Raw genomic sequence first — 11573 nt, 5'->3', positions numbered from 1 at the left:
CGCCCGGCCCGCTCCCCCTTCGCTCAGCTGGAGTTGCAACGGAATGTCGATGACGTGGGCCGATGTGCGCTTCATGCTGGAACGCACGCGCGGCTTGATTCGTCGAGGCCTGGCCAGTCTGCGCACGCGAGGCCTGGCGGCGACCTGGGCGCGGGTGCGCCGGCAGTTCGCGCGGCACCCCCGATTGCCGCCCGCGTCCCTGTACCGGCCGGCCGAGGCGCCCTTCGCTCCATTCGCTGTGCCCGCCAGCGACGCCCCCCGCGTCAGCATCGTCGTTCCCGTCTATAACCAGGCTTCGCACACCCTCGGCTGCCTGCGCGCGCTGGCCGAGCATCCGCCGTCGGTCGCCTGCGAGATCATCGTCGTGGACGACGGCTCCACCGATGAGACGGGCGACTGGATGACCTCGATCGGCGGACTGCGTTATCACGTGCGCGCCGGCAACGGAGGGTTCATCGCCGCGTGCAACGACGGCGCCGCGCTGGCCCGTGGCGATTACCTGATCTTCCTCAACAACGACACGTTCCCACAGCCGGGCTGGCTCGACGCGCTGCTGGACACCTTCGGCACCAGGCCCGACACGGGCCTGGTGGGCGCCCAGCTGGTCTACCCGGACGGTCACCTGCAGGAAGCCGGCGGCGTGGTCTTCGACGACGGGTCTGCCTGGAACTACGGGCGCTTCGAATCGCCCGACGATCCGCGCTACGCCAGCCTGCGCGATGCTGACTATTGCTCGGGGGCCGCGATCATGGTGCCCCCCGCGCTCTTCCGCGAGATAGGCGGTTTCGACACGCGCTACGCACCGGCCTACTACGAAGACACCGATCTTGCCTTCGCCATCCGTGCGCGTGGCCTTCGCGTGCTCTACCAGCCCGCCGCGCGCGTCGTGCACTTGGAAGGCATCACGGCCGGCACGGACACCGGCAGCGGAATCAAGGCCTACCAGGTCCGCAACCGCGACCTGTTCGCACGCAAGTGGGCCGAGGCACTCGTCGGGCGGCCGGCAGCCGGCACGCTACCCTCCCCCTCGACGCTTGCCCGCGACCGACGGCAGGTTCTGGTGGTCGATGCCGAAACGCCGCGCCCCCGGCACGATTCGGCGTCGTTGCGCATGGTCAACCTCATGCGCCTGCTGGTCGGCGAAGGCGCGCATGTAGTGTTCCTCCCGGCGGACCTGCGCACCGCGGGGGAGGACACAGCGGCTCTCCGGCAACTCGGGGTGGAGAGCTGGCACGCTCCGTTCGCCTCCAGCGTTGCCTCGTGGATGCGCGCGCACGGGCACCGTTTCGACGTGGTGCTGCTGTCGCGCCACTACGTCGCCGCCGAGCTTCTTCCGCTCGTGCGCCGGTTCGCGCCGCAGGCCCGCATCGTATTCGACACGGTCGACCTGCATTTCCTCCGCGAGAAACGCGGTGCAGACCTCGCCGGCGACGACGCACTCCGCCGCAGCGCGGGGAAGACACGCGATCGCGAGCTCGCGCTGATGCGTCAGGCGGACGCGACGCTGGTCGTCAGCCCCATCGAACGCGACATGCTGGCCGCGCTGCTGCCGGCGTCCGGCCGCGTGGAGGTACTGTCGAACCTGCACGAACTCGCCGGAAACGGCGCACCTTTCGCGCAACGTCGGGACCTGGTATTCGTGGGCGGCTTCCGCCATCCGCCGAATGCCGATGCGATGCTGTGGTTCGGCCGCGAGATCTTTCCCCGCATCCGTGCGCGGCTGCCCGACGTGCGCCTCCACTGCATTGGCGCCGAGCCTCCCACCGAGGTCCGCGCGCTGCAGGAGATTCCCGGCATCACGGTACACGGACACGTGCCGGACCTTGCGCCTTACATGGACGGCGTGCGTGTGGCCATCGCGCCGCTGCGCTTCGGCGCCGGCGTCAAAGGCAAGGTGAACCTGAGCATGGCGCATGGGCAGCCCGTGGTGGCGACGCCGTGCGCAGTGGAAGGCATGCACCTGGTGGATGGCCACGATGTGCTCGTCGCGGAAGGGGCCGACGCCTTCGCCGATGCGGTTGTGCGCCTGTACGGCGACGCGTCGCTCTGGCACCGCCTGTCCCCGAACGGTCGCGAGAACATCCGCAGACACTTCTCGCTGGATGCCGCGCGCAACGCGGTCCGGCGGATTTTCTTCTAGCGCGTCTGCGGCGCCTGCGCGAGCCGTACGCGCGCCTGGAAGGCGTCCATACCGGGCACGGCAGCATCGAGACGGCGCGCTTCTTCCAGCGCCTGCGCCGCAAACGCCACATCGCCCGCGCCCAGGCGCTCGCTGCCAACCGCGATCCACTTCTCCGCCAACCGTCGGCGCGCATCGGCAAGGCCGGCCTCGCGCGGCTGCAGCGTCTGCCAGGCCTGCAGGCAGGCCTGCGCGCGGCGGATGCGGTTGGCGCGCAGTTCGTCTTCATAGCAGTTGCGCACGGCAGGCAGCAGGCGCGCGGCGGCCTGGCGCACGGCGGGGGCATCCGGTGCCAGCGCCTGGGCGGCGCGCAGGCTGTCGTACGCGCTCTCGCCGGGCGGCGTCAGCCAGTGACCTTTGGCTTCGGCGTCGGCCACGGCCGCGAGCAGGGTCTGCACACGCTGCGCGCGTTCGCGTGCCGGCATGCCCGTGCCCGGGCGCCCGCGTGCCTGTTCCGCGCGGGCGATGACCTGTTCCGCCTGGCCGACGCGCGCCGACTGCGGAGCGAGCGCGCGCGCCCGTGCCAGTGACTGCCGCGCCTGGTCGAAGCGGAAGTCCGCGGCGTGCCGCTCGGCGCGCACCGCATGGGCCACGCCCACCTGCTCCAGCCCCTGGCGCGCGCCCGCGTCGTCGGGCGCGGCTGCCAGCACGTCATCGTAAGCAGCCTGCGCCGCCAGCAGACGGCCACGCGCGAGATCGCGTGCAGCCGTCCGGCGACGCGCCTCCAGCGCGGTGGCGAGCGCGGCCTGGGCCTGCGGCAGGTCGACGTGACCGGGATCGAAGGCCCGCGCCTGGCCGATCAGCGATGCGGCCGGCCCCAGTTCGTTGCGCTGCAGATGCAGGCCCGCCTCCTGCAGCAGGTCCGACAGCGCATCCTCGCGCCCCTCCAGTGCTTCCAGCCGGGTGGGCTGCAACGCCAACACGCGCTGGTACAACGGCAGCGCGGCAGCCGGATCGCCGACCAGACGTCCCGCCTCGTGCGCACGCACCGCCGCCTGCATCACGTTGTCCAGCCCGGCATGCTCGGCCTCGCGCGCGCGCAGGCGTGCGGCCAGCGCGTCGGCCTGGGCCTGCGGCACCTGCAGTTCGCGCGCCAGCGCCAGCCGTTCGCGCGCTTCGGCGAACCGGCTTTGCGCGAGCGCGGCGCCCGCCTGTCGCAGCGCTTCCTGGCCTACCCGACGCAGTCCCATGGCCGCTTCGCTGCGGTCGGTATCCAGCGCCTGCGCCGCTTCGTAGAGTTGGCGCGCGCCACTGCCGTCGGCGGCATCGAGACGCCCGTCGGCCAGCGCGCGGGCCGCCTGGTCGAGCAGTGCCTGCACCCGCGTCTCGGGCCACAGCACGTCCGCCAGCGGACGGCGGAACACGACCAGCAGCACGACCAGCAGCAACGCCAACAGCAGGGCCCATCGCCAATACCGCCGGTCGCGCCAGGCAGGGACAGGGTGATCACGCCGTGCGCGCGGAGCCGCGACGATGCGCGTCCAGTCGATGCGCGGTTCGATGCGGCGATCGCGGCCGGTGTCGGGGCGGTCTTCGCGGGTCACACCCGCAGGATAACGGCTCAGCCTGAACGTCGCGCGTCTTCCACGCCCGGCAGCGCGTCCAGCTTGCCCAGCAGGGTCGAGAGCTGGCCGAAGTCGGCCACCTTCAGGCGCAGGCGCAGGTGTACGCGTCCGCTGGCGCGGTTGCCCTGGCTGTTGATGTCCAGCACGTTGGCTTCTTCCTGGGCGATCAGCGTGGTGATGTCCTTCAACAGCCATTTGCGGTCGAGCGCCGTGACCTGCACGTCGACCTCGTAGCCGCCGCCGGCCTGGCCCCACTCCACCGGCAGCACGCGCTGCGGGCTGGCGGCGGCGAGCCGCGCGAACGAGGCGCAATCCGCGCGGTGCACGGTGACGCCGCGCACCCGCGTCAGATACCCGGCGATCGGCTCACCGGGTACCGGCTGGCAACAGCGCGCCAGCTGCACCAGCAGGTTGCCTACGCCCTGCACGGTGAACTTCGACTTGCCGGGTGCCGCGACCCTGCGTGGCGGACGCCGCACGGGCAGCGCAGGCGCGTCGGGTTCGGCCGCTGCCCTCTGCTCTTCATGCAGTGCGCGCCCGACCTGGTGCGGCCCCACATCGCCCAGCGCCACCTGGATGTAGAGATCGTCGATGCTGTCGGCGTGGAATTTCTTCGCCACGCCGGCCAGGTCGGCCTGGTGCAGGCCCAGCCGCTTGAGCTCCTTCTCCAGCAGTTCGCGCCCGGCCTGCAGGTTGCGCGTGCGGTCCAGCTTGTGGAACCACGCCCGCACCTTGTCGCGGGAGCGCCCGCTGGCGAGGAAGCCGTTGGCCGGCAGCAGCCAGTCACGGCGCGGCTCGGGTTCCTTCGAGGTCAGGATCTCGACGCGATCGCCGCTGCGCAGCCCGTGGTTGAGCGGTACGATGCGCCCATTGACCTTCGCCCCGCGCGTGCGGTGCCCGACCATGGTGTGCACGTGGTAGGCGAAATCGAGCACCGTGCCGCCGCGCGGCAGGTCCACCACTTCGCCCTTCGGCGTCAGCGCGTAGACGCGGTCCTCCACCAGCTCTGCATCCAGATCGCCGGCCAGGGTGCCCTCGCCCGTCGCCTCGCCGCTGCCCTCGAGCAGGCGGCGCATCCAGGCGATCTTGCGGTCGAACGCATCGCCGCCGCCCTTGCCTTCCTTGTACTTCCAGTGCGCGGCCACGCCCAGTTCGGCCTGCGCATGCATCTCGTGCGTACGGATCTGCACTTCCAGCGTCCGTCCCTCGGGACCGACCACGGCCGTGTGCAGCGAGCGGTAGTCGTTGGCCTTGGGCCGGGCGATGTAGTCGTCGAACTCGCTGGGAATGGGCACCCACAGCGCATGCACCACGCCCAGCGCCGCATAGCACGCCGCCACGTCGTCCACCGCGATGCGCACTGCGCGCAGGTCGTAGAGCTCGTCGAAACCGACCTGCTTGCGCTGCATCTTCCGCCAAATGCTGTAGATGTGCTTCGGCCGTCCGCTGATCTCGGCGCGGGTCCCGTGTTCGGCCAGGGCCTTCTGCAGGCTGGCGATCACCGCGGCGATGTAGCGCTCGCGCCCGGTGCGCTTCTCGTCCAGCTGGGTGGCGATCTGCTTGTAGACCTGAGGCTGCAGGTACCGGAATGCCAGGTCCTCCAACTCCCACTTGAGCTGCCAGATGCCCAGCCGGTTCGCCAGCGGCGCATGGATGTCGCGGGTGAGCCGCGCCAGCGCCTGGCGCTCGGGCTCGGGCAACGCGCCGGCCGCGCGCATGCGGGCCAACTGGCGGGCCAGCAGGATCGTCACCACCCGCAGGTCGCGTACGATCGCCAGCAGCAACCGGCGCAGGCCTTCGGTGTTGACGCTGCGCTCCTGCTCGGCGTGCAGGGCCCACACCTGGGCCGCGGCGGCCTGGCCTTCGCGCAGATCCGCCAGCGCGGCGGACATGCCGGTGCCGCTCCGCACCGCGGACTGCAGGGCCGGGACCGCGTACAGCAGCGCGGCCAGCATCACGTCGCCATCGGCGGACAAGGCCGCCAGCGTATCCAGCGTGTCTGCGGCCACGCCCACCGGATCGGGCATGCCGGCCTCGGCGCCGTCCTGCGCGGCCACTTCGGCGAGCGCATGCCGCAGCGGCGCCGGCAGCGCTTGCAGCGCAGGCCGTTGCAGCAGCGTGGCGATGTGGTGAACGGGGGGGACCATGGCAGGAAGGGACCGCGGCCAAGCGCCGCCGGAATGACTACACTACCGGCCAGTCGACCGCAGGAACAACCATGAAGATGAGCCGCTTGTTTCTATCCCTCGTGTTGCTGACCGCTCCGTTGGCCGCATTCGCCCAGGATGCATCGAACGATGCGCGGTTCGCCGACCTGCGCGCCTCGATGACGGCGGAGGAATTCAAGGCTGCCGGCCTGGACAAGCTGTCCGATGCCGAACTGTCGGCGCTCAGCGCATGGCTGACCCGCAAGGACGGCGCCGAGACCGCGCGTGCGGTGGAACAGGTCCGCCAGGAGACGCAGACCGCGGTCGCCCAGGCCCAGGCCGATACGCGCAAGCAGGTCGAACAGGAGAACCGCGGCTTCTTCGATTTCGGCTCGGACGAACCCATCAAGAGCACGCTGGCCGGCGAGTTCAGGGGATTCGCGAAAGGCAACCGCTATACGCTGGCCAACGGGCAGGTATGGGAGCAGATCGAAGCGGCCAGCCTGAGCGGCGTGCGCAAGACCAACCCGGCTGTGACCATCAAGCCCGGCCTGTTCAACAACTGGTTCTTCCGCATCGACGGCTACAACACGCCTGCCAAGGTGCGACGCATCAAGTGACGCCCGCTCAGCCGCGCAGCGCCTGCAGGCGCTGCGCGAGCTTCTTCGGCGATACGCCCGCACGCGCGCCCAGCTCCTGGGCGAACATCGACACGCGCAGTTCCTCCAGGTCCCAGCGCAGGGCCTGCCAGTCCGCCGATCCGGCCACGCCGTCCTCCACCGCCTGCGCCAGCGCATCGGCGAAGGGCTTGATCTCCAGCATGCGGGCCTGGTCGCGGGCGGGATCGCGGACGGCGCGCTCGGCGCGCAGGCGCATCGCCTTCACGTAGCGCGGCAGCTGCGCCAGCGCATCCGCCGGGGTTTCGCGCAGGAAGCCCGGATGCACCAACGCCGCAAGTTGCGCGCGCAGGTCGTCGAGGTTGCCGCGTGCCCACCCCATCAGCGGCGCTTCCAGCTGCGGCTTGAGGTCGGCGACGGCGGACAGGATGGCTTCGGCCAGCTTCAACCTTTCCATCGCTTCGCCGAACAGCCGTTTGCCCGCCTCGTCGCGCCGTCGCTCGAACGCGGCGCGGTCGCGGATCGCCTCCAATCCGTCCGCCAGCACCGCATTCATTGCCGCATCCACGATGTCGCCGCGCAGGCGTTCCTGCGATTCGATGGCCGCATACAGCAGGCCGGTCTTGGGCGAAACCGGCAGCTGCTTGCGGGCCTGCTTCACCTTGTCGGCCAGGGCGATCTCCAACAGGCGACGCACGCCGCGCGGATGGGCCGCCTCGGCCTCGGCACGGTCGGCGAACACCTGCAAGGCCACCGTGTCGCCCTCGTCGCGCAGGGCCGGATAGGCCGGCACGCCGGCTTCGCCCGGGACTTCGTGCGGGATGGCCTGCTGCGGAAAGTCGCGCAACCCGCTGGCCGCCATCGCGCGGCCGGCGCGTGCGGCGAAGGCCTGGCCGGCCTTCGCGCCGAAGCGCGCACGCAATGCGTCCAGGTCGCGCGACTCGGCCAGCACACGGCCCTCGCCACCGCCGCGAGGATCTTCGCGCAGGCGCAGATTCATGCGCAGGTGTGGCTCCAGCGCCGCTTCTTCGAAGTCCAGCGCGGTCACCGGCACCCCGGTCGCCTTCGAAAGAAAGCGCGCCAGTTCGCCGCGGATATCGTCGGCCGTCGGCTTCGGGAACGCCTCGAAGAACGCACGCGCGAAGTCCGGCGCGGGGACGTAGTTGCGCCGCATCGCCTTGGGCAGGCTGCGGATCAGGGCCGAGGCCTTGTCGGCGACGAATCCCGGCGCCAGCCACGACAAGCGCGCCGGATCGAGCGCATTGAGCAGGTGCAGCGGCACCTCCAGCGTCACGCCGTCGTCGGCCGCGCCCGGTTCGAACCGGTAGTGCAGCGGCAGCCGCGCGTCGCCGAGCGGGAAGTATTTCGGATAGCGGTCTTCTTCGCTGCCTTCGCCGGGCAGCAAGTCGGTCAGCGACCAGTGCAGCGCGCGACGCTTGTCCGCAGGCAGCGTTTTCCACCACGCGTCCAGACCCGCCGCGGAATGGAGGTCGGACGGTACGCGGTCCAGATACCAGCGCGCCTGCCAGTCCTCATCGGCGACCAGCCCGGCCCGACGCAGCTTCGCCTCTTCCTCGCGCGCCTGCGCGAGCATTTTCAGATTGTCGGCCACGAATCCGGCGCGTGTGTTGATTTCGCCGGTGACCAGGCCCTGCCGGACGAAGAGGTCGTGTGCTTCCCCCGGCGCGATGCGGCCGTAGTGGACCGGCTTTTTCGGCGCCAGCCCCAGCCCGAACAGGCTGATCTGCTCGGAGGCCAGCACCTGGCCCTGCGCGCGCGACCAGTGCGGGTCGAAGTGCCTGCGCAGCAACAGGTGCGGCAGCTCGGCGATCACCCAGTCCGGTTCGATCGCCGCCAGGGTCATTCCCCACACCTTCTGGGTATCCAGCAGGTTGGCCGCCAGCAGCCACGGCGGCGGCCGCTTGGACAGCGGTGAGCCGGGGAACGGCAGGAAACGGCGTTGCCGCGGCGCCTGGAAATCGCCCTTCTCGGTGCGATGGCCGATCTGCGTCGGAAGGCCGGCGATCAGTGCGCGGTGCAGGGTCTGGTAGGCGCTGGCGCGCATGCGCTCGCTGAAACCACCCCCGGCGGGTGCCTGGTCCTGCTGCGCGCGCACCGCTACCGGCGCGGCTTCGGTCTTCCCTTCGCGCGCCAACCTGGCGGCACGATGCAACTGCCCGCGGGTGGCCTTCACGGCCGCGGCATCATCGCGCGCGACCGGCGGCGCACGGCTGCCGTCCAACAGCGGCGCCATCGCGGCATCGGCATCTTCTTCCTTCCAGCCCAGTTCCTCGCACAGCAGGCGCAACTGGCGATGCAGTTCGCGCCATTCCCGCATGCGCAGGAAGCCCAGGAAATGGCGGCCGCACCAGTCGCGCAGCTTCGACTGGGTCAGGTCTTCATGGGCCTGCCGATACGCATCCCACAGGCGCAGCACGCCGACGAACTCGGAGCGGCCATCGGCGAACTGCGCGTGCGCGGTGTCGGCGGCGCCGCGTGCGTCGGCCGGTCGCTCGCGCGGATCCTGGATACCCAGGAACGACGCGATCACCAGCATCGGCCGCAGGCAGCCGGCGGCCTGCGCGGCCACCAGCATGCGGGCCAGTTTCACGTCCACCGGCAACCGTGCCATCTGCCTGCCGATCGCGGTCAGGCGGCGTTCGCCGTCGATCGCGCCCAGCTCGGCCAGCTGCTGCCAGCCATCGGCAATGGCACGCCCGTCGGGCGCCTCCAGGAACGGAAAGTCCTCGATCCGGCCCAGGCCCAGCTGCAGCATGCGCAGGATCACCCCGGCCAGGCTGGAGCGGCGGATCTCCGGATCGGTGAACTCCGGGCGCGCCTGGAAATCGGCTTCACCGTACAGGCGGTAGCAGATGCCCTCGGCTACACGCCCGCAGCGGCCCTTGCGCTGGTTGGCGCTGGCCTGCGAGATGGGCTCGATATGCAGGCGGTCAAGCTTGTTGCGCGGGCTGTAGCGCTTGACGCGGGCGAAGCCCGGATCGACCACGTAGCGGATACGCGGCACGGTCAGCGATGTCTCGGCCACGTTGGTGGCCAGCACGATGCGCCGGTTCGGCCCCGGGTTGAACACGCGGTCCTGGTCCTGGTTGGACAGGCGCGCGTACAGCGGCAGTACCTCGGTATTGCGGTACTTGCGCCGCTCCAGCGCCTGGTGCGCGTCGCGGATCTCGCGTTCGCCGGGCAGGAAGACCAGCACGTCGCCGCGTGCGTCCAGCCGGGTGATCTCGTCGACGGCGCCGACGATGGCCTCGTTGACGGTGCGCTCGCCTTCCTCTTCGCCCTCGCCTTCCAGCGCGCGGTAGCGCACCTCGACCGGATAGGTGCGGCCTTCCACGCTGATCACCGGCGCGTCGTCGAAATGCTTCGCGAAGCGTTCGGTATCGATGGTGGCCGAGGTGACGATGACCTTCAGGTCGCGGCGCTTGCGCAGCAACTGCTTCAGGTAACCCAGCAGGAAGTCGATGTTGAGGCTGCGCTCGTGCGCTTCGTCGACGATGATCGTGTCGTAGGCCGACAGCCAGCGATCACTGGCGATTTCCGCCAGCAGGATGCCTTCGGTCATGAACTTGACGTGGGTTTCCTCGCCCACCTGGTCATTGAAGCGCACCTGGAAGCCCACGCCACGGCCCAGCTCGGTGTTCAGTTCCTCGGCCACGCGTCGCGCCACCGCGCGGGCGGCGATGCGCCGCGGCTGGGTGCAGCCGATCATGCCGGCCACGCCACGCCCGGCGGCCAGGCACAGCTTGGGCAGCTGGGTGGTCTTGCCCGATCCGGTTTCGCCGGCAATCACCACCACCTGGTGATTGCGGATCAGCTCGATGATGCGATCGCCCTCGCGCGCGATCGGCAGGGATGCATCCAGCGTCACCGCCGGCACTGTGGACAGACGGCGCTCGCGGGTGGCGATCGACGCGTTCAATGCCTGCTCGAAGGCCTGCCGCGCGCCGGCATCGGTCGGCTTGCCCTGCCAGCGCGACCACAGCCCGTGCAGGCGGCCGCGGTCGCGGCTCAGCGCGCGGTCGAGCGCGCGCCGGCCCTGTTCGAGGGCGGCGCGGTCGGGATGGGCGGGGGCAGGGTCACGGGGGATGTTCATTCTTCAGCAAGCGGTTGAAACTTTTCTCTCACGCCACATGTTCTAGTGTGCCTATTGTGCCGCCTCAACCCACCCTCAGGAGAATCCGCATGGCCAAGCCGAAGACCAAGCCCGCCAAGACCAAGGCCGCGCCCGCCGGCGCCCCCCTCGCCTCGGCCCCATCGGCACCGAACATCGATATCGGGATCAGCAGCGGCGAGCGCAAGAAGATCGCCGACGGCCTGTCGCGGTTCCTGGCCGACAGCTACACGCTGTACCTGAAGACCCACAACTTCCACTGGAACATCACCGGCGCGATGTTCAATTCGCTGCATACGATGTTCGAGACGCAGTACACCGAGCAGTGGACCGCGCTGGACGAGATCGCCGAGCGCATCCGCGCGCTGGGGTTCAACGCGCCGGGGTCGTACCGCGAGTTCGTCGGTCTGACCTCGATCCCGGAAGAGCCGGGCCTGACCGACAGCGCCGACTGGCGCGAAATGGTCCGCCAGCTGGTGGTGGGCAACGAGGCGGTCTGCCGCACCGCGCGCAAGGTGCTGGATATCGCCGACGACGCCGACGATGCGCCGACCGAAGACCTGCTGACCCAGCGTCTGCAGACGCACGAGAAGTACGCGTGGATGCTGCGCTCGCTGCTGCAGTAATCGCGGCGCTCCCGGCACCTCGAAACGCCCGGCTGGTCCGGGCGTTTCTTTTTGGACTTGCGGATGGATCGCTTGCCTTGAGAGATGGTGCCGCTGGCCGCGGGGGCCTTACTTTTCTTTGCTTGTGCAAAGAAAAGTAAGCAAAAGAAACACCCCCCGGCGGTCCGCCCGCCGCTAAGCGGCGGGGGAGCAGTGCCGGGGGGGTAAACCCCCCAGGGGGCGGACAAGGAGGGGCGGGGGTTTCGGCCGGGGGAGGGGGGCCCGCCCCCAAAATTCCCCCCGGGACGCGCGGGCGTCCGGGGCCCAA

6 protein-coding genes are annotated in these 11573 nt (G+C 70.2%); 3 read left to right on the top strand and 3 right to left on the bottom strand.

The annotated features are described in order from the left end of the window. Nucleotides 1-43: 43 nt before the first annotated feature. On the top strand, nt 44-2140 hold the full coding sequence (locus tag CSC76_RS17945) for a glycosyltransferase (RefSeq protein WP_162111323.1): 2097 nt from the start codon (nt 44-46) through the stop codon (nt 2138-2140). Here CSC76_RS17945 and CSC76_RS17940 read toward each other — a convergent pair. Together CSC76_RS17940 and CSC76_RS17935 are read right to left on the bottom strand one after the other, a co-directional pair. Further along, entirely contained in the window at nt 2137-3579 is a 1443-nt protein-coding gene (locus tag CSC76_RS17940) for an ATP-binding protein (RefSeq protein ID WP_162111324.1), read from the bottom strand. The two genes, CSC76_RS17945 and CSC76_RS17940, sit on opposite strands and share 4 nt — an antisense overlap. Nucleotides 3580-3740: 161 nt before the next feature. Next, nucleotides 3741-5891: a RelA/SpoT family protein gene (locus CSC76_RS17935; RefSeq protein ID WP_162111322.1), complete on the bottom strand. Its 2151-nt coding sequence runs from the start codon at nt 5889-5891 to the stop codon at nt 3741-3743. Nucleotides 5892-5962: 71 nt separating this feature from the next. On the opposite strand from CSC76_RS17935, the gene CSC76_RS17930 reads away from it, so the two are divergent. After that, the gene (locus tag CSC76_RS17930; protein WP_162111321.1) at nt 5963-6511 is read left to right on the top strand and encodes a hypothetical protein; all 549 of its coding nucleotides are present in this window, start codon (nt 5963-5965) and stop codon (nt 6509-6511) included. Nucleotides 6512-6518: 7 nt separating this feature from the next. Here the strand turns inward: CSC76_RS17930 and hrpA are convergent, their stop codons facing one another. After that, nucleotides 6519-10622 carry an ATP-dependent RNA helicase HrpA gene (hrpA, locus tag CSC76_RS17925; RefSeq protein ID WP_162111320.1) on the bottom strand — a complete coding sequence of 1368 codons (4104 nt, stop codon included), beginning with the start codon at nt 10620-10622 and terminating at the stop codon, nt 6519-6521. Nucleotides 10623-10711: 89 nt separating this feature from the next. Between hrpA and CSC76_RS17920 the strand changes: the two genes are divergently transcribed. Then, a complete protein-coding gene (locus CSC76_RS17920) occupies nt 10712-11266 on the top strand; it encodes a Dps family protein (RefSeq protein WP_162111319.1) in 555 nt (184 codons plus the stop codon). The last annotated feature ends 307 nt before the right edge of the window (nt 11267-11573 follow it).

The organism is Pseudoxanthomonas mexicana (assembly GCF_010093385.1).
GTDB lineage: Bacteria > Pseudomonadota > Gammaproteobacteria > Xanthomonadales > Xanthomonadaceae > Pseudoxanthomonas_A > Pseudoxanthomonas_A mexicana.
Note: the sequence above shows the minus strand (reverse complement) of the source record. Positions and strands in the feature narration are given on the sequence as shown.